Genomic DNA, 18,300 nt, shown 5'->3' on the forward strand with positions numbered 1-18,300 from the left:
CATCTTTTGAAAAACAGCTGCCAAACCGATCGAGGCCCATGGGCCGAACCTCGGAGATCGCATATGTTTCCGCAATGGCGCTTCGTTCATCCGAAAGCCACAAACGCCACGCCCTCAAGGACCTCGATGCGCAATTTCCGCACTCTGCTTTGTTACCCGATGACCGTTGCCGCACTTGCCCTGCTGGCTTCGTCCGTCCACGCCCAGGAGGCCGAGCATTATACCGCGGTCAGCAAGACGGCGATGAGCGTCACCGGCGACGTCTGGTTGGACGATTTCAGCATCACCTTCGAGAACGAAGAATCCCTCGAATTCTCCGACCTCGTTGCCGATAATTTTCGGGTGGATGGCAGGCGTGTGCCGGCATCGGTCTATCGCGTCGCGAAACCGGCCGATCCGGAACTTGAAAACGGCAACCAACTCTGCGGATCGGGGGACGTGACCTATGTCGCCAACTGGGCATCCGGCAAGGGAATGTCGGCGATTGCCGTGTTTACGGGGCGAAATCCACCGAAGAGCAGCGCCGAAATGTGCGCGCTCTACACCTACGAAGATCCGCAATAATGGATCGGATCAATCCGCAGTCGGCAGCCGTCGCATCGTGAATTCGATCTGGTCGCCTTCGAGCTGGCGCCAGCTTTCCACTTCGGTCCAATAGGCGGCCTTCGGAAATTCGTGAAACCACTCGCGCGCCTTCTCGCGCGCTTCTTCCCGCGAGAGCTGAAAGGTCTGCCGCACGAACATGCCCTGGCGCTCGCCGGCTTTTTCCTGCCGGTGGCGGTCGATCCTGCGCTTCAGCCCGTCGAGCGGCGGGGGTGTGAACTTTGCCATGAAAGCCTCTGATCAGCACCTGTTTATGCGGTAAAGATAGTGCCGGGCGACACGCTTTGCGAGTCTCATTTTCCACCCGCGACAATCGATGGAATGGTTCGCGAAAGCCAGAAATGCTAATTCCCGATCGGAAAAATGCGAGTCGCGCCAAGGGGATGGCGAGAGGAATAGAGATATGGAACGGCCGGTACTGCCCAAGGGGCTGCCCGAGGACATCGAAGACAAGAAGGCGACGGCGAGGACCTGGTTCGAGAGCCTGCGCGACACGATCTGCGCGTCGCTGGAAGGCCTCGAGGCCGAGCTGACCGGCCCCCTCTCCGATCAGGAGCCCGGCCGCTTCAAGCCCAAGGACTGGCTGCGCGATGGTGGCGCGGGCGGCGGCGGACGAATGTCGATGATGGAAGGCCGCGTCTTCGAGAAGGTCGGCGTCCACACCTCGACCGTCCACGGCGAATTTTCCGCTGATTTCCGCAGCCAGATGCCGGGTGCCGAGGAAGACCCGCGCTTCTGGGCGTCGGGCATTTCGCTGATCGCACATCCGGTCAATCCCAATGTGCCGACCGTGCACATGAATACCCGCATGGTGGTGACGTCGAGCCAGTGGTTCGGCGGCGGCGCGGATCTCACCCCGGTCCTCGACCGGCGCCGCACCCAGGACGATCCGGACACCACCCTTTTCCACCGGGTCATGGAAATCACCTGCAAACGCCATGAGGCGGTCGCTGATTACGATCGCTATAAGGCCTGGTGCGACGATTATTTTTTCCTGAAGCATCGCAATGRACCGCGCGGCGTCGGCGGCATTTTCTTCGACTGGCTGCATCCGGTCGCGGAAAAAGGCGGCTGGGAGGCGGATTTCGCGTTTGTGCAGGATGTCGGACGCGCCTTCAACCTCGTCTATCCGCGGATCGTCCGGGCCAACTTCAACAAGCCCTGGACGGAACATGATCGCGACGAACAGCTGATCCGTCGCGGCCGCTATGTCGAGTTCAACCTGCTCTACGACCGTGGCACTATTTTCGGGTTAAAGACCGGCGGCAATGTCGATTCCATCCTCTCGTCACTGCCTCCGGTTGTAAGGTGGCCTTAGATCGAGAACCACAAAGTTAACGATATCGGGTATAAACCGGCCCTAATATCTCATCCTTAACAAATGCGATATCGGAATCAGTGCGATGGTGGTAGCGTCCCTTTGGTTGTACCGGAGGAGGAGCGCCATGATGGCACCGAATAGCATGCCCATGCCGGAAGCGTCTAAGGACAAGGACTTCCGTTCCCTTGATACCGCTGAAATGATCGACCGCCTCGCGACGGAGATGCGCGCGAGAACTGGCGGAGAACTCCCCCATTCCTTTTATGTGGACCAGGTAAGGCGCCAGCTTGCCGGCAAGTCGGTTGCCATGTCGGCCGCCAACACCGAGACGGCGCGGGAAAAGGGTAAGGAAGAGGCTTCCGTTTTCCACGCCTGGGCGTTTTCCGAATAGGCATCGGGAACAGCGTCGTCGCTTTCGAGTTATCGGGATTGGGGCCGGCGGATATGAGGAGCTGTCCGCCCGCCTCCAGTCCGACGACAATAGGAGGAAGTATCATGCGACTGTTCGAATGCGGTACGCTCGTCCCCGGTTGCCAATGGCATACCCGGGCCGATGAAGACGCCGAAGTGGTTCGCCGCGCCGTGGAACATCTTCGCACTGTCCATGGCGAAGAGATCATCCGCGAAAACATGGTCGAGAACATCAAGGCACGCATTCGCGACGAAAACGGAGCGGCGGCGGCCTGACGCCCGGCGCGACCAAAGTCGGTCATCCGCATCGGAGTGGCTGTATCTGATTTCGAAACACCCGATGTCAGAGCGGCGATACGCCTGATGTCAGAGTGATCTGCGGATCATATCCTCCAGCCGGGCGGTCAGCGCCGCCCGGTCGGGAGCGAAATTGCGCTCGACCCAGAAATCTTCCAATTCCTTCAGGATTTCGCCGACCCGTTTTCCGGCCGGCACGCCGGCTGCGACGATATCGGCACCACTGAGCGGAAAGACCGGCTTCTCGTAGTCCTCAGCCCTCTTCAGCAAGACCGACAGCCGCGCGGATCTGCGCATCGCCGCCGGATCGCCTTCGGCCGCAGTTCGCGCCGACGCCAGGGCCAGCCTCAGCCGGATGACCAGCCCCTCCGCACCATGGCGGTAGAGCAGCCGGTCAAACCCGACATCCGTCACTTCGTCCGGCAGCACCGGCGCATTTGCCCAGGCCGCAAGCTTGGCAGCCTCTGCATTCGACATCTTCAGCCGCTTCGCGAGCGCATCCAGCCTCTCGGCATCCGGCGGCACGATCGCCGCCAGCCGCAGGATCGGATCGGCCGTCCAGCCGAGCGACTTCTCGGCCGCCACGAGGCCGTGGATGCCGTCGATACCCCACTTTTCCGTCTCCGGCAGGATTTCGGTGAGCACGCCCGCCTGCCGCATCCACAACAGCGCGCGGGAAGGATCGGCAGCCGACAGCAGCTTCTTGGTTTCCGCCCAGATGCGTTCGGCCGACAGCGTCGAAAGCTTGTCCTTGGCGCGGGCGCAGGCCCTCAGGCCATCCGCATCCGGCCGGCCGGAACCGTAATGGGCGAAGAAGCGGAAGAAGCGCAGGATGCGCAAATAGTCCTCGGCAATCCGTTCGGCCGCATCGCCGATGAAGCGCACGGTGCGGGTCTCGATATCCGGCAGCCCCTTCACGAGGTCGATCACCGCACCTTGAGCGTCCGCATAAAGTGCGTTGATCGTCAGGTCCCGTCGTTCGGCATCCGTCTGCCAATCGGTGCCGAAGGCGACCTTGGCCCGCCGGCCGTCAGTCTCGACGTCGCGGCGCAACGTGGTGACCTCGAACCCGTGGCCTCCGATGACCAGCGTCACCGTGCCGTGCTCGAAACCGGTCGGCACGGCTTTGATACCAGCCGTCACCGCCCGCTCGACCACCTTTTCCGGGACAAGCGTGGTGGCGACGTCGACATCGGCGACGGGAAGCCCCATCAGTGCATTACGCACCGCGCCGCCCGCCACCCGCGCCTCACCGCCGTCGGCATTGAGCAGGGTCAGGATGCGCTGCAGCGCCGGGTCCCGGAACCAGGCCTCCTCGGCTACACTCGTCATGCATAAAGCCTTTCGTAGAGCGTGCGCAGGATGCCCGCGGTAATGCCCCAGATGTTTCGTTCCTCGTAGGGCATCACATAGAAATGCCGCTCCGTGCCGTCCCATTCGCGGCTGCCGCGCTGGTGGTTGGCCGCGTTCATCAGGAAGGACAGCGGCACCTCGAAGACGTCGTCCACCTCGGCCGGATTGGGCGTGATCTCGAAGCCGCGCCTGACTACCGAGAGCACCGGCGTGATCCGAAAACCGGTCGCGGCATAATAGGTCGGCAGTCGCGACAGCGTTTCGACGAAGGAACGGTCGAGGCCGATTTCCTCTTCCGCCTCGCGCAACGCCGCCTGTTCCGGCGAGCGGTCCTCCGGATCGATCCCGCCGCCCGGAAAGGCGATCTGGCCGGAATGCTTGCGCATCGTCGATGTCCGCTGCGTCAGGATCACCTTGGCTTCGTCGCCGTCGTCGACCACAGGCACCAGCACCGCCGCGTCCTTCAGCTTCAGCCCCGCGGCGAAATCCACCAGCGTCGGATTGAGCAGATGGTCGCCGTGATCGCGCCAGGCATGATCTATAGGGCCACCGTTCTGGTTCAGCGCCCGGCGGCGGAAATCGCCGGCCGAAAAAAGGGGAAAGTCACTCATTGCGATAAGGCGTCCAATTCGGCCTCGGGCATCACGGGAAAGATTTCCGTTCCGGAGCGGACGGAGAACATCGGCACTTCGTCTATCACGATCGCCTCGCCGAGTTCCACGAGATCGTACATGACAGCGCGGGAGACCAGGGCCTCCAACCGGCCGCGCACCAGGAGATAGGGTTTAAGCTCGCGGTTTTCGCCCGAAATCTCGAAGCGCAAGGGATGTTCCGACCCCGCCTCCACCACATCACCGACATTTGTCCTGAACGTGAGCACCTGTTGGCCCTCACGCTGCGTGACCTGCATCTCGACCGCAAGGAAGGGAGCGTCGGCGATGCGGATGCCGACCTTTTCCACAGGTGTTACGAGATAGGTCCGACCGTCCTCATCCTTGCGCAGCACCGTCGAAAACAGCCTCACGAGCGGTGCGCGGCCGATCGGGGTGCCCATATAGAACCATGTGCCGTCAGCATGGATTTCCATGTCGATATCGCCGCAAAAGGGCGGATTCCACCGCTCGACGGGCGGTAAACCACGCTTTCCGTCGCCGCTCTGCTCGGAAGCACGCGAGATCAGCGCCGCAAGCCCTGCGGCATCGGATGCCGAATTTATCGTTTGCGCTGCCATCTTTCAGTCCCGGTTCGACCGTAAGCATCCATCAAAGCAATTGTTCCTCACGAGATAGTCATTCAATACGTGCTTGTCAGCCATATTTCGGGGAATAAGTTTGATCGGATAAGCCGGATGCTGCGACGCAGCGATTCGCCGCCGGGATATCGATGAGCCCGGCCTGGAAAAGCCAGCCGGTTTCTAAGTGCCAGCAGGTTCTGGATGCCAGCCAGTTTGGATGCCGCCAGTTTGGATGATGGAGAGCGACATGGGCCTGATGAATTCCACCGATACCGTCCTCGATGAGAAAGCCATCATCGCCTCCGCGGAAATGGCCCTTTCCGACATCGCCGCCATTCGCGCCGAAGTCGCCAAAGTGATCTTCGGTCAGGAAAAGGTGGTCGAGAACACGCTGCTGGCCGTCCTGTCCGGCGGCCATGCGCTGCTCGTCGGCGTCCCTGGCCTCGCCAAGACCAAGCTCGTCACCACGCTCGGCACCGTGCTCGGCCTCGGCGGCAACCGCATCCAGTTCACGCCCGACCTGATGCCTTCGGATATTCTCGGCTCGGAAGTCATGGATACGGACGATAGCGGCCGCCGCTCCTTCCGCTTCATCAAGGGGCCGGTGTTCGCTCAACTGCTGATGGCCGACGAAATCAACCGCGCCTCGCCGCGCACCCAGTCGGCACTGCTGCAGTCCATGCAGGAATACCACATCACGGTGGCCGGCCAGCGCTACGATCTGCCCGCCCCCTTCCACGTGCTCGCGACCCAGAACCCGCTGGAGCAGGAAGGCACCTATCCGCTGCCGGAAGCCCAGCTCGACCGCTTCCTGCTGCAGGTCGACGTGCTTTATCCGGAACTCGCCGCCGAGCGGCAGATCCTGCTCGAAACCACTGGCCTTTCGGAAGCCAAGGCGCGGGGCGTCATCGATGCTGCGCGGCTCCAGGAAATCCAGGTGCTGATCCGCCAAATGCCGGTCAGCGACAAGGTGGTCGATGCGATCCTGTCGCTGGTGCGCTCCGCCCGCCCCGGCCACGGTAATGCTCATACGGACAAACACGTCGCCTGGGGTCCCGGCCCGCGCGCCGGCCAGTCGCTGATGCTGACGGCCCGCGCCCGCGCCCTTTACGAAGGCCGTCTGGCCCCGTCGCTCGACGACGTTTACGCGCTTGCCGAACCGGTGCTTGAACACCGCATGGCGCTGACGTTTGCGGCCCGCGCCGAAGGCATGTCGGTGCGCGATGTCATCGCCGGCCTGGTGAAGCAGGCCCGCGGCTAAGTCCGCCGGCTAGAAAGGATAATGCGTGGCTTCCACCATTGGCCAGATCGTAGAGCAGACACCGAGTAGCGAACTTCTCTCCCGAGCCCAGGCCCGCGCGATCCTTGTGCCGGACTGCATGGTGGAAGCCAAGCGTATCGCCAACACGGTGATCGCCGGCTGGCATGGTCGCCGCAAGCGCGGCGTTGGCGAAAATTTCTGGCAGTTCCGGCCTTATGCCGAGGGTGAAAGCCTGTCTCGCATCGACTGGCGCCGCTCCGCCCGCGACGACCATACCTATGTCCGCGAGCGCGAATGGGAAGCCGCCCACACTGTCTGGCTCTGGGCCGACATGTCGCCGTCGATGATGTACAAGTCGACGCTTGCCATCGCTTCCAAGGAAAGCCGGGCGCTGGTGCTGATGCTGGCGCTGGCCGAAATCCTTGCCCGGTCCGGCGAGCGCATCGGCTGCCCCGGCATCATGGAACCGGTATCGGCCCGCAACGCCGCCGAGCGGCTCGCCGCCGCGATCATGCACGCGCCGCTGACAACTGGCTTGCCGGAAACCGCGATGATCCGCGGCCATAGCGACATCGTGCTGATCGGCGATTTCCTCGACGACGCCGATCGGGTGATGGAGCGCATCGCCCCGCTCGGCCGCCGCGGCCTGCGCGGCCACGTGGTCGAGATCGCCGATCCGGCCGAGGAAACTTTTCCCTATACCGGCCGCACCGAGTTTACCGATCCCGAAACCGGCGAAAAGCTCGTCTCCGGCCGCGCCGAGATGATCCGCGAGGATTATCAGCGCGCCTATTTCGCCCGTCGCGATGCGTTGGGTGAATCGCTGCGCCGCCTCGGCTGGAGCTTCGTTTTCCATCGGACCGATCATCTCGCCTCCGAGGCGCTGGTCGCCGTGCATAGCTATCTTTCTGGCATGCCGTCACCGAAACCGGTCGGAGACAGGTCATGAGCGCGCTGATTTTCGCCAATCCCGCCATTCTCTTCGGTCTGATCGCGTTGCCGGTTATCTGGTGGCTGCTGCGGCTCACCCCGCCGCGCCCGAAGGCGGAAGTCTTTCCGCCGCTCCGGATCCTTGCGACGGTCCTGAAGCGCGAGGAAACGCCCTCGAAGAGCCCCTGGTGGCTGACGCTGCTGCGCATGCTTCTCGCCGCCGCCGTGATCCTGGCGATCGCCGATCCGGTGATGAACCCGCGCGCCAATTCCCTGAATGCAGGCGGCCCGCTGGTGCTCGTCGTCGACAACGGCTGGGCGACCGCTGCCGACTGGGAACGCCGCGTCCAGACCGCCAACCTTTTGATCGACGACGCCGAAAGCGCCGACGTGCCGGTCTCGATCACGTTTACCGCCGATGCCAGCCATGAGGCAGTACCCGGAACCGCCGCCGCCGCCCGCGACAAGCTGACGGCGGCCAACCCCAAGCCGCTGGTTCCCGATCGCGCCCGCGCTGCCCAGGCGGTCAGGGAGGCCATGAATACCACCCGTCCCGGCACGCTCGCCATCCTTTCCGACGGCATGGCGGCCGCCAGCGACAACAAGGCCATGTCGACATTCGCAGCCCTGTCGCCCGCAGAAATGCGCCTGATCGAAGGCGACGGCCATAGCGCCGTGGCGCTGACCGACGCGGTCAATAACGCCGCCGCCATGTCGGTGACCGCAACACGCCTTTCGACCGCGGCGGCACAGCAGATGAACGTCAACGCGCTCGACGCACAGGGCCGCGCACTCGCCTCCGGCACACTGCAGTTTGCAGCCGGTGCTACGACCGCCACGGCCGAGATCACCTCGCCGTTCGAGCTTCGCAACGATTTCGCGCGCCTCAGCATCGACGGGCTGGCCACCGCCGGCGCGGCACACCTGCTCGACGATGGCTTCAAGCGCCGCCGCATCGCGCTTCTCGCCGGCGAAAGCGGCAGCGACTTCCAGCCGCTGCTGCAGCCGCTCTATTACATCAGCCGCGCGCTCCTGCCTTATGCCGACGTCATCCAGCCGAACACCGCCGATCTTTCGGTTGCCATCCCGCAGATCCTGCAGGGCAACCCCTCCGCAATCATCCTTGCCGATGTCGGCCGCCTGCCGGCCGAGACCTACGCACCGCTGCAGCGATGGATCGCTCAAGGCGGGACGCTGATCCGCTTCGCCGGCCCGCGCCTTGCCGCCGCCCCCGCCGACGATCCGCTGGTGCCGGTGATCCTGCGCCAGGGTGAGCGCGCGCTCGGCGGTGCCATGTCCTGGTCGGAGCCGCAGTCGCTCGCCGATTTCCCGAGCTTCGGCCCCTTCGCCGGCATGCCGCGCGCCGCAGACATCACTGTCACCCGCCAGGTTCTTGCCGAACCGACGCCGGACCTTGCCGAACGCACCTGGGCAAGCCTCTCAGACGGCACGCCTCTCGTCACCGAAAAGGAGGTCGAGGCCGGCCGCATCGTGCTCTTCCACACGAGCGCCGAGGCGACCTGGTCGAACCTGCCGCTGTCGGGCAATTTCGTCGAAATGCTGCGCCGCCTGGTCCAGCTCGCCCGCGCCGGTGGTGCCGCGTCCGGCGCGGCAGCAGAGGGAGCCGCTGCGACACTCGCTCCCTACCGGCTTTTGACCGCGGACGGCGTCCTCACCACCGAAACCGGAACGGCCCGTCCGATCGCGATCGCCGCCAACCAGGTGCCGGTCGCGAGTTTCGACCATCCGCCGGGCCTTTACGGCACCGAGGATGGTTTCACCGCCGTCAACCTGCTGGCACCGAAGACCGTCATCGCCCGCTTCGACCCGACCACGGCAGGCCGGCCGCTGGTACGCGAAGGCTTGGCTGGCGGCGAAGCCGTATCGCTGCGCCCCGCCCTGTTCGCCGCCGCCTTCGCGCTGCTGATCCTCGACAGCCTTGTGGTGCTCTTCATGAACGGCGCCTTCTCGCGTGGTTCCGGCGGACGCCGTAGGCCGAGCGGTGCTGCCGCAGCAGCGATCGCCGCCCTCGCTTTCGGCCTCGTCGCCTTAACGCCCGGTCAATCGCAGGCACAGAAAATGGAACCCGGTGCCGGCGCCAAGCCCGGTGACGAGCGGATCCTCGAACGGCTCGACACGACCCACCTCGCCTATGTCGTGACAGGCGAACGGGATGTCGACAGCATTTCCGAACAGGGTCTCGAAGGTCTCAGCCAGTTCCTCACCTACCGCACGACGCTGGAACCCGGCGCCCCGGTCGGCCTTGATATCACCAAGGACGAGCTTGCCTTCTACCCGATCATCTACTGGCCGATCTCCGCCACGGCACCGATGCCAAGCCAAGCGGCGATCTCCCGCATCGACGCCTATATGCGCAATGGCGGCACTGTCCTCTTCGACACCCGCGATCAATATTCGTCGCTCGGCGGAGGTGGTACCACGCCGAATGGCGAGCGCCTGCAGGCGATCCTCGCCAATATCGACATCCCGCCGCTGGAGCCGACGCCGACCGATCACGTGCTGACCCGCTCCTTCTACCTGCTCACCAACTTCCCCGGCCGTTATACCGGCAGCCCGCTCTGGGTCGAGGCACGGCAGGAAGCGAAAAACACCGGCGCCCAGCTCTCCTCCAGCGGCGACGGCGTGACCCCATTGCTGATCACCGGAAATGATTTCGCCGGCGCCTGGGCTGTCGACAGCCAGGGTGCTCCAGTTCTGCCGACAGTGCCCCCGGACGAGATGCAGCGCGAATATGCCTATCGCTCCGGCGTCAACATCATGATGTACATGCTGACCGGCAATTACAAAGCCGACCAGGTGCATGTCCCGGCTCTGCTTGAGCGGCTTGGGCAGTGAGGGAAAACGTCGCCATGGTCCTTAGCCCCTCATCCGGCTGCCGCCACCTTCTCCCCGCATGCGGGGAGAAGGGATATGCCGCACGGTCGCCGTTCCCCCTCGCCCCGCCTGCGGGGAGAGGGTGCGCCGAGCGAAGCGGAGGCGGGGTGAGGGGCGAACCTTGCGCAATGCTTCTGGCCCATAGAGGGAAATCCTCATGACCATCGAATTCGCCCCCTTCTTCTCCTGGCCGATCCTGGCCGCACTCGGCGTCTTCGCGCTGATCCTCGCGGGCCTCTCCTTCTGGCGCGGCATTCGCGGCGCCGCCTTGCGCACGCTGGCGCTCGCCGCCCTGCTCCTGGCGCTCGCCAACCCGACCCTCCTGCAGGAGGACCGCGACCAGCTTTCGACCGTCGTGCCGGTCATCGTTGACCGCTCGCAGAGCCAGGATACCGCCCAGCGCAAGCAACAGACCGACGAGGCGCTCGCAAGCCTGAAGGACCGCTTCTCCCGCTACCCGCGCATTGAGACCCGTATCGTCGAGGTGGATGACGATGGCGATACCGACACTCCCTCGACAAAGCTCTTCACTGCCCTGCGTTCGGCGATATCAGACGTGCCGCCGGCCCGTATCGGCGGGGCGGTTTTCCTGACCGATGGCCAGATCCATGACCTGCCGGGCATCAACCAGGACCTCAGCTTCAACGCCCCCGTCCACGGCCTGATCACCGGCAAGCCGGACGAGTTCGACCGTCGCGTTGAGGTGGTCCGGGCCCCGCGCTTCGGCATTGTCGGCGAGGAACAGGAACTGACGCTGCGGGTGTTCGACGACGGTCGCACCGGTGGCGGACCGGCGCAGGTGACCGTGCGCATGAACGGCCAGCAGACGGCGACGCTGCGCGCCACGCCCGGCCAGGAGACGCCCTTCTCCTTCACGGTTCCGCGCGGCGGCAACAACGTCATGGAATTTTCGGTCGCCGAGCTTCCGGGCGAGGTGACGACCGCCAACAACCGCGCCGTCCACGTGATCGACGGTATCCGCCAGAACCTTCGCGTCCTGCTCGTCTCCGGCGAACCGCACGCCGGCGAGCGCGCCTGGCGTAACCTGTTGAAGTCCGATGCCTCGGTCGACCTCGTCCACTTCACTATTCTGCGCCCGCCGGAAAAGCAGGACGGCACGCCGATCAACGAGCTGTCGCTGATCGCCTTCCCGACCCGCGAACTGTTCGTCGAGAAGATCAAGGATTTCGACCTGATCATCTTCGACCGTTACAAGCATCGCGGCGTGCTGCCGATCCTCTATTACGATTACATCGCCCAGTACGTGAACAATGGTGGCGCGCTGCTGATCGCCGCTGGCCCCGAACATGCCGGCGAGGATTCGATTGCCTCCACGCCGCTCGAACAGGTCCTGCCGGCGGCCCCGACCGGCGAAATCCACAGCGCCGCCTTCTATCCGCATCTGTCGCCGGAGGGTGAAAAGCACCCCGTGACCCGCGGCCTCGACGGCTCCAACTCGAACCCGCCTGCCTGGGGCCGCTGGTTCCGCACCATCGACGTCGACACGCCGCACGGCCAGACCGTCATGGAAGGCGACGGCGACCGCCCGTTGCTCGTCCTCAACCGGCAGGGCGAAGGCCGCGTCGCCATGCTGCTCTCCGACCAGGGCTGGCTCTGGGCTCGCGGTTTCGAAGGCGGTGGCCCGCATGTGTCGCTCTATCGCCGCATCGCCCATTGGCTGATGAAGGAACCGGAGTTGGAAGAAGAAGCGCTGACCGCCCGCGCCGTCGGCCGCACGCTCGAGGCGACCCGCCAGACGATCGGCGACGATCCAGGCCCCGCAACGATCAAATATCCATCCGGCCGCACCGAGACCGTGCCGATGACGGCCGCCGGCCCCGGCCAGTACCGGCTGGAACGCCGTATGGAAGAGACCGGCCTGTTCGAGGTCACCAACGGCCAGTTCTCGACGCTCGTGCATGTCGGCACGGTGGATGCGCCGGAATTCAAGGCGATGATCTCGACCGAGAGCACGCTGAAACCTTATGCCGACAAGACCCGTGGCCTCGTGACCCGCGTCGCCTCAGGCGATGGTATTTCGCTGCCGGACATCCTGCCGGTTCGCGGTGAAGTGCGCGTCAACGATCCCAACCGCATGGTCATCCGCATGACCGACGAGACGGTGCTGCGCGGCATCAACACGCTGCCGCTGTTTGCAGGTTTCGCCGGCCTCTCCGCGCTGCTCTTCGCGGTCGCGGCGATGTGGTGGCGCGAGGGTCGCTGACATATGACGCAGCTCGATGTGACCGCCTCGCCCTCGCCCGAGGAACTGGCCGTGATCGGCGAAGGACTGACCGCCTTCAACGACGCCGATGTCGGCCCATCCGAGCGCAAGCCGCTCGCTGTGCTGATCCGCGATGTGGAGGAAAAGGTGATCGGCGGGCTTTCCGGTTACACCGCCTGGGGCTGGCTCTTCACCCAATGGCTTTTCGTCCCGGAAACATTGCGGGGTGAAGGCATGGCCGGCAAGCTGCTGAGCCAAGCCGAAGAGGAAGCCCGCGCCCGCGGTTGCCACGGCGCTTGGATCGACACGTTCAGCCCGCTCGCCCGCAAGGCCTATATGCGCCAGGGCTACGAAGTCTTCGGGGAACTGCCGGAATTTCCGAAGGGCCGCACCCGCACCTTCCTCAGGAAAGCTCTGTAGGTTATCCATTCGCTCCGAAAAATGGGGACGAAGAAGCGCCGCATGGATATCGACCTGAAACTCACCGAAGGCATGAACGCCGACGAGGAGGATTTCATCCTCGAACGGCTGATGACCCACAATGCCGCAACGTTCGGCCCCAGCAACCGCCGCGAACTGGCGGTGCCGCTGCATGACGGGAACGGCGACCTCATCGGCGGGCTGACCGGCTATACCGGCCGCGGCTGGCTTTATATCTCGATGCTCTATGTCCCGGACGAGTTGCGCGGCCAAGGCCTCGGCGCCCGCATGCTCGACATGGCCGAAGCCGAAGCCAAAGCTCGCGGCGCGATCGGCGCCTATATCGACACGATGAACCCGGAAGCGCTCAAGCTATACCTGAAACAGGGTTATACCGAGATCGGCACGCTGAAAGGCCTCGAAGGAGGCCATTCGGTGACGTGGCTGCAAAAACGGTTCTAGCTCAGGCGAGAGAGACCTGGCGCGTCTCCGCATTGATCATCGTGGCGGCAATCGCCGCGATCACCAGCAGGCCGGCAAAGATGCCGATCGTCAGGCCGAGACCCTGGACCACGACATAACCCACCAGCGACGGCGCCAGCAGTCCGCCGAGACGCGCCATGGCACCGGCTGCCCCCATGCCGGTCGCCCGCGACGCGGTCGGGTAAAGTTCCGGCGTATAGGCGTAGAGCGCACCCCAGGTGCCGAGCAGCGCAAAGCTCATGATCAGCAGCGCAGCCCCGACCAGGAGGGCGCTTGGTGCGACGACAAACATCAGGCAGCCGATCGCCGAGAGCAGGCAGAAGCCGATCAGCGTCGGCTTGCGGCCCCATTTTTCCACACCATAGGCGGCAAGCGCATACCCCGGAAGCTGGGCAAGTGCGACCAGTACCAGAAAGCCGTAACCGCGCACGAAACCAAACCCCTCGCCGGCAAGCTTCGCGGGCATCCAGGTGAAGACGCCGTAATAGGAGACGGAGACAAGGAACCAGATCGCCAGGATCATGACGCTGCGCTGGCGAAGCTCGCCGGAAAAGATGCCGGTCGTCTTGACCGGCGGCGGCGAGACCAGGCTGGTGCCTGCCCCGAGGGGCGTGTGTCCGTTGACGGCGAGCATCCGGTCGACGATTACCCTCGCTTCGTCGTGGCGCCCGGAGCGCATCAGATAGAGCGGCGATTCCGGCACCAGGAAGCGCAGGCCGATGCCGGCAATCGCCGGAATGGCGGTGACCGCAAAGATATAACGCCAGGCATCGGCGACGCCGGCAAGGCTTGCGGCCCAGGCGGCGAGCGCCACGATCAGCGTTCCGATCGCCCAGAACCCTTCGAGCAGCACCAGCCAGCGGCCGCGGTTCCTGGCAGGCAGGAATTCCGCCATCATCGCGTAGTCGACCGGCAGCGTGCCGCCGACCGCAGCGCCGGTAAAGAAACGCAAGAGAAGCAGGATGGTGAAATCCGGCGCAAAGATGGAAAGGGTACCGAACACCGCGTCGCAGGCGACCGTGACGATCAGCACCCGGCGCCGGCCGATCCGGTCGGCGAGCCTGCCGAAACCGAGCGCGCCGAGCAGCATGCCGAGGAAGAAGGCCGTGCCGGTCTGCAGCGCCTGCGGCACGGTCAGCCCGAAACTTGCCGCGATCGAGGCAGCGGTGAAACCGACCGCCAGAACCTGCATGGCATCGGCCGCCCAGACGAGCCCGAAAATGCCCATCAATCGCCGCTGATAGGTCCCCGCTCCGGCGCGGTCGAGCGCCTCGTCCATGGTGATTGCAGCCATCCGCCTGTCCCTCGCTTCGACGACACCTCCAGCCGGCTTTCACCGACCGATCCATCATCTGCTTAAAGGAAATGGCCTATCCGCGCCAGCCGATGACGCCCTTGAGCCGGGCATGCACGTCGGCTGCGATCGGCACGACCAGAACCCGGCCGGGATCGACAGGCCCCGGAAATTCCAGTGCGCCATAGGCAACCTTCTCGAACCCGAGCGGGCCGTAATAGGGCGGGTCGCCGACCAGGATCACCGCTTCCGAACCCTTGCGTCTTGCCGCCTCGATGGCGATCCGCACCAGTTCGCGGCCGATGCCCCGGTTCTTGTGCGACGGCCGGACCGCAAGCGGCCCGAGCAGGTGGCCCTTCACCGAACCCGCATGGACCGGCGTCATCCTGACCGAAGCGATCGTTTCGCCATCGTCGGCGCAGACGAAGGAGAGGGTCCGGTCATGCGGCCCCTGCTCGCGGATGCGGGCGGCGGCGCGGGTATGCCGGCCGGGGCCGAAGGCTTCCGCGTTGATCAGTTCGATGACCTCGTCGTGAGACGTATCTTCCGTGAGGTAAACGAGGTCGTGTTTGTAGAGAACGTTGTGCTGAGACATGGATGGACCGAAGCCGTAGGATAAGGAGCGGACAGGACAAGGGATATCGATGACGCTTGTTCTAGCGTCGTGGTCGATGATCAGCGTCGTCGCAGTGTCCGCATTTCGGTCATAGAGGAAAGTATCCTTAAAATCCGGAAAGCGAATTAGCAGGAAAAATTTCCCGCGTCCAACGCAAAAACACACCGTTCATAAAATCCTGCCTCGTATTCGGCAGCCGGTGCCGTATCTATCCCCTCAAGGAAAATCCAAGGAGATAATCATGGGCAGGCTCGTCGAAGGAAAATGGCAGGACGTCTGGTACGACACCAAGGAAAACAAGGGCCATTTCAAGCGCGCCGAATCGCAGTTCCGCAACTGGGTGACCGCCGATGGTTCCGCCGGCCCTACCGGCAAGCAAGGCTTCAAGGCTGAGGCCGGGCGTTATCATCTATATGTCTCCTATGCCTGTCCCTGGGCGCACCGCACGCTGATCTTCCGCAAGCTGAAGAAGCTCGAAGACCTGATCTCGGTCTCGGTCGTCGACTACCTGATGCTGGAGAACGGCTGGGAGTTCAAGAAACGCGATGGCGCCACCGGCGACGACCTGTTCGGCTCGGACTATCTCTACCAGGTCTACCTGAAGGCCGATCCGAACTATTCCGGCCGCGTCACCGTGCCCGTCCTCTGGGACAAGCTTGAGAACACCATCGTCTCGAACGAGAGTTCGGAAATCATCCGCATGTTCAACGGCGCCTTCGACGGCCTGACCGGCTCGACGGCGGATTTCTATCCGCAGGCGCTGCGCGGCGAGATCGATGAACTCAATGCGGTCATCTACGACACCGTCAACAACGGTGTCTACAAGGCCGGTTTCGCAACTGCCCAGGACGCCTATGAGAGTGCCGTCACCCGCCTGTTCGAGACGCTCGACATGCTGGAAAAGCGCCTCTCGGGCAGCCGTTACCTGTTCGGCGAGACGACGACCGAAGCCGATTGGCGCCTGTTCACCACGCTGCTGCGCTTCGATCCCGTCTATGTCGGGCACTTCAAGTGCAACATCCGCCGCATCGCGGACTACCCGAACCTGTCCGGCTATCTCGCTGATCTCTATCAGCAACCGGGCATCGCCGAGACCTGCAACCTGTTCCACATCAAGCACCACTATTATGAGAGCCACAAGACCATCAACCCGACCGGCATCGTCCCCGTCGGCCCGGTAGTGGATCTCGACGCGCCGCATGGGAGGGAGAAGGTGACGCGGCTGGCTTGATCGAGACGCATCTGCCCCTCATCCGCCTGCCGACACCTTCTCCCCGCAAAGCAGGGCGAAGGACGCAAGCGGCAAGCTCCCGTTCCTCTTTAAACCAAAGCGTTGCGGATAGGGTGAGACGGTGCGGCATCTGTCCTTCTCCCCGTCAGAACGGGGAGAAGGTGCCGGCAGGCGGATGAGGGGCAACCTGGGATACCTCACCAATATTCCGCCCGCTCCACCTCGCCCTTCAACTCTCGCAACCGCCGCAGTGTCGCCCCGGTCGTCTCCTCCGGCAGCGCATCAAGCGTAAAAAAGCCGCTCTCGGCAATCTCCCGATCCGGCGCACGCGGCTTCGTCTGCTCCACAGTCACCCGATAGAACAGCACATGGTCGCGCCTGCTGGCATTGCGGTTGTAGTAGGCGTGGAAAAGCGCGATCTCTCCGCGGATTTCCAGATTGCCCTCCTCGCGCAACTCCTTGCGCAGCGCATCGAGCACCGTCTCTCCTCGCTCGACGCCGCCCCCCGGCATGTACCAGCCGGGCACATAGGTATGACGGACGAGGAAGATACGGCCTTCTGCGTCGAAACAGGCGGCGCGTACGCCGAGCGTCATGCCGCGCGTCAGCATGAAGACGCGGCGCAGCAGCCAGACCACGATCCGGGTGCGCCAACTGCGGATTTCCGGCACCCCTTCGCTGCTCATTCATAACTCCGGGAGCGCCCAGAAAATCGATAACGATTTCTGCGCTCATGCGTTATGTGTGCGCCATGTTCAAATTCGCGCATATTTCCGACATCCATCTGGGGCCGCTTCCAAACCTGACGCTTCGCGAGCTTTTCTCGAAGCGGATCACCGGTTTTGTGAACTGGCACCGCAATCGGCGCAAGCACCTTTTCGTCAACACGCTCGACCTGCTTTTGAGCGATTTGAAGACGCGCGAACCGGACCAGTTGGTCATCACCGGCGATCTCGTCAACCTGGCGACGAAGATCGAGACGCGGCTTGCCGGCGAGTGGCTGCGCACGATCGGCGACCCCTATGATACGACTGTGGTGCCCGGCAACCACGACGCCTATGTACCCGGCGCGCACGACAAGTCGGTCAACGAATGGTATCCGTTCATCAAGAGCGACGACGACCCGGCCGAATGGCCGGAAGAGGATCATATCTTCCCGACGCTGCGCCGGCGCGGTCCGCTTGCCATCATCGGCTGCTCGACCTCCAATGCCACCCTGCCCTTTTCGGCGTCCGGTTATTACGGCTCGCGGCAGGCGCGTGAAACGGTCAACCTGTTGAAGAAAGCGGGAGATGAGGGTCTCTTCCGGGTCGTGCTGATCCACCACCCCCCGATCCGCGGCGCCGCCTCTTCGCACAAGCGCATGCTCGGCATCCGCCGTTTCGCGGCAGCGATCTCCACCGGCGGCGCCGAACTGGTACTGCACGGGCATACGCATCTCAACACGCTCTACTGGCTGCGAAGCCATAGCGGCAACGTGCCGGTGGTCGGCATCGCATCGGCATCCCAGGGCCCCGGCGGACACAAGCCGCGCGCCGCCTACAACCTCTTCACACTTTCCGGTGAAGCCGGCGCCTGGAACCTGCTCTGCGAACGTTACGGCCTGACGGAATGCGGCGACGGCGTCGCGCTCGACAACAGCCGCCTCCTCTATGGCGAAGAGCCGGCGACGATGTCGATTCCGCAAGTCGCGAGAATGTTGTAGAATCAATGGCGCGATTGTTGCG

Annotated in this window: 19 protein-coding genes; 12 read left to right on the forward strand and 7 right to left on the reverse strand. The window is 63.9% G+C overall.

Annotated features, from left to right (window positions below; translation table 11 throughout):
* The first annotated feature begins 63 nt into the window (after nt 1–63).
* On the forward strand, nt 64–564 hold the full coding sequence (locus tag AC1D3C_RS11580; RefSeq protein ID WP_477482966.1) for a hypothetical protein: 501 nt from the start codon (nt 64–66) through the stop codon (nt 562–564).
* Nucleotides 565–573: 9 nt separating this feature from the next.
* Here the strand turns inward: AC1D3C_RS11580 and AC1D3C_RS11585 are convergent, their stop codons facing one another.
* Complete coding sequence (locus AC1D3C_RS11585; protein ID WP_037076370.1) at nt 574–831, reverse strand: hypothetical protein; 258 nt, start codon at nt 829–831, stop codon at nt 574–576.
* A gap of 175 nt (nt 832–1,006) precedes the next feature.
* Here AC1D3C_RS11585 and hemF point away from each other — a divergent pair, with 175 nt between their 5' ends.
* The 3 genes from hemF (at nt 1,007) to AC1D3C_RS11600 (ending at nt 2,611) form a co-directional block, all read left to right on the forward strand.
* On the forward strand, nt 1,007–1,921 hold the full coding sequence (gene hemF / locus AC1D3C_RS11590) for an oxygen-dependent coproporphyrinogen oxidase (protein ID WP_477482967.1): 915 nt from the start codon (nt 1,007–1,009) through the stop codon (nt 1,919–1,921).
* Nucleotides 1,922–2,048: 127 nt separating this feature from the next.
* Nucleotides 2,049–2,315, forward strand: a complete 267-nt coding sequence (locus AC1D3C_RS11595; protein ID WP_038544260.1) for a hypothetical protein — start codon at nt 2,049–2,051, stop codon at nt 2,313–2,315.
* Nucleotides 2,316–2,419: 104 nt separating this feature from the next.
* Nucleotides 2,420–2,611: a DUF1059 domain-containing protein gene (locus AC1D3C_RS11600; protein WP_037076377.1), complete on the forward strand. Its 192-nt coding sequence runs from the start codon at nt 2,420–2,422 to the stop codon at nt 2,609–2,611.
* A gap of 90 nt (nt 2,612–2,701) precedes the next feature.
* On the opposite strand, the gene AC1D3C_RS11605 is transcribed toward AC1D3C_RS11600, so the two are convergent.
* The 3 genes from AC1D3C_RS11605 to AC1D3C_RS11615 are packed head-to-tail and all read right to left on the reverse strand — an operon-like array spanning nt 2,702 to nt 5,216.
* Nucleotides 2,702–3,964, reverse strand: a complete 1,263-nt coding sequence (locus tag AC1D3C_RS11605; RefSeq protein ID WP_477482968.1) for a CCA tRNA nucleotidyltransferase — start codon at nt 3,962–3,964, stop codon at nt 2,702–2,704.
* Nucleotides 3,961–4,596: a CoA pyrophosphatase gene (locus AC1D3C_RS11610; RefSeq protein WP_038544263.1), complete on the reverse strand. Its 636-nt coding sequence runs from the start codon at nt 4,594–4,596 to the stop codon at nt 3,961–3,963. Before AC1D3C_RS11610 ends, AC1D3C_RS11605 begins: the two co-directional genes overlap by 4 nt.
* Entirely contained in the window at nt 4,593–5,216 is a 624-nt protein-coding gene (locus AC1D3C_RS11615) for a DUF1285 domain-containing protein (protein ID WP_477482969.1), read from the reverse strand. Before AC1D3C_RS11615 ends, AC1D3C_RS11610 begins: the two co-directional genes overlap by 4 nt.
* Before the next feature lie 250 nt (nt 5,217–5,466).
* On the opposite strand from AC1D3C_RS11615, the gene AC1D3C_RS11620 reads away from it, so the two are divergent.
* The 6 genes from AC1D3C_RS11620 (at nt 5,467) to AC1D3C_RS11645 (ending at nt 13,411) form a co-directional block, all read left to right on the forward strand.
* Nucleotides 5,467–6,480 carry an AAA family ATPase gene (locus AC1D3C_RS11620; RefSeq protein ID WP_038544267.1) on the forward strand — a complete coding sequence of 338 codons (1,014 nt, stop codon included), beginning with the start codon at nt 5,467–5,469 and terminating at the stop codon, nt 6,478–6,480.
* A 25-nt stretch (nt 6,481–6,505) separates the two neighbouring features.
* Nucleotides 6,506–7,429: a DUF58 domain-containing protein gene (locus AC1D3C_RS11625; protein WP_477482970.1), complete on the forward strand. Its 924-nt coding sequence runs from the start codon at nt 6,506–6,508 to the stop codon at nt 7,427–7,429.
* Nucleotides 7,426–10,266: a DUF4159 domain-containing protein gene (locus AC1D3C_RS11630; protein WP_477482971.1), complete on the forward strand. Its 2,841-nt coding sequence runs from the start codon at nt 7,426–7,428 to the stop codon at nt 10,264–10,266. The genes AC1D3C_RS11625 and AC1D3C_RS11630 overlap by 4 nt, the downstream gene beginning before the upstream one ends.
* A 196-nt stretch (nt 10,267–10,462) precedes the next feature.
* Nucleotides 10,463–12,529, forward strand: a complete 2,067-nt coding sequence (locus tag AC1D3C_RS11635; RefSeq protein ID WP_477482972.1) for a hypothetical protein — start codon at nt 10,463–10,465, stop codon at nt 12,527–12,529.
* Between the two features lie 3 nt (nt 12,530–12,532).
* On the forward strand, nt 12,533–12,949 hold the full coding sequence (locus AC1D3C_RS11640) for a GNAT family N-acetyltransferase (protein ID WP_477482973.1): 417 nt from the start codon (nt 12,533–12,535) through the stop codon (nt 12,947–12,949).
* A 42-nt stretch (nt 12,950–12,991) separates the two neighbouring features.
* The gene (locus tag AC1D3C_RS11645) at nt 12,992–13,411 is read left to right on the forward strand and encodes a GNAT family N-acetyltransferase (RefSeq protein WP_477482974.1); all 420 of its coding nucleotides are present in this window, start codon (nt 12,992–12,994) and stop codon (nt 13,409–13,411) included.
* A 1-nt stretch (nt 13,412) separates the two neighbouring features.
* Here AC1D3C_RS11645 and AC1D3C_RS11650 read toward each other — a convergent pair whose 3' ends face one another.
* Together AC1D3C_RS11650 and AC1D3C_RS11655 are read right to left on the reverse strand one after the other, a co-directional pair.
* Nucleotides 13,413–14,726, reverse strand: a complete 1,314-nt coding sequence (locus AC1D3C_RS11650; RefSeq protein ID WP_477482975.1) for an MFS transporter — start codon at nt 14,724–14,726, stop codon at nt 13,413–13,415.
* Between the two features lie 76 nt (nt 14,727–14,802).
* A complete protein-coding gene (locus AC1D3C_RS11655) occupies nt 14,803–15,321 on the reverse strand; it encodes a GNAT family N-acetyltransferase (RefSeq protein WP_477482976.1) in 519 nt (172 codons plus the stop codon).
* 262 nt (nt 15,322–15,583) lie between these two features.
* On the opposite strand from AC1D3C_RS11655, the gene AC1D3C_RS11660 reads away from it, so the two are divergent.
* Nucleotides 15,584–16,573 carry a glutathione S-transferase family protein gene (locus AC1D3C_RS11660; protein WP_477482977.1) on the forward strand — a complete coding sequence of 330 codons (990 nt, stop codon included), beginning with the start codon at nt 15,584–15,586 and terminating at the stop codon, nt 16,571–16,573.
* Between the two features lie 197 nt (nt 16,574–16,770).
* Here the strand turns inward: AC1D3C_RS11660 and AC1D3C_RS11665 are convergent, their stop codons facing one another.
* A complete protein-coding gene (locus tag AC1D3C_RS11665; protein ID WP_477482978.1) occupies nt 16,771–17,259 on the reverse strand; it encodes an NUDIX domain-containing protein in 489 nt (162 codons plus the stop codon).
* A gap of 65 nt (nt 17,260–17,324) precedes the next feature.
* Between AC1D3C_RS11665 and AC1D3C_RS11670 the strand changes: the two genes are divergently transcribed.
* Entirely contained in the window at nt 17,325–18,278 is a 954-nt protein-coding gene (locus tag AC1D3C_RS11670) for a metallophosphoesterase family protein (protein WP_477482979.1), read from the forward strand.
* The last annotated feature ends 22 nt before the right edge of the window (nt 18,279–18,300 follow it).

It is taken from the genome of Neorhizobium sp. P1_A6, assembly GCF_056406795.1.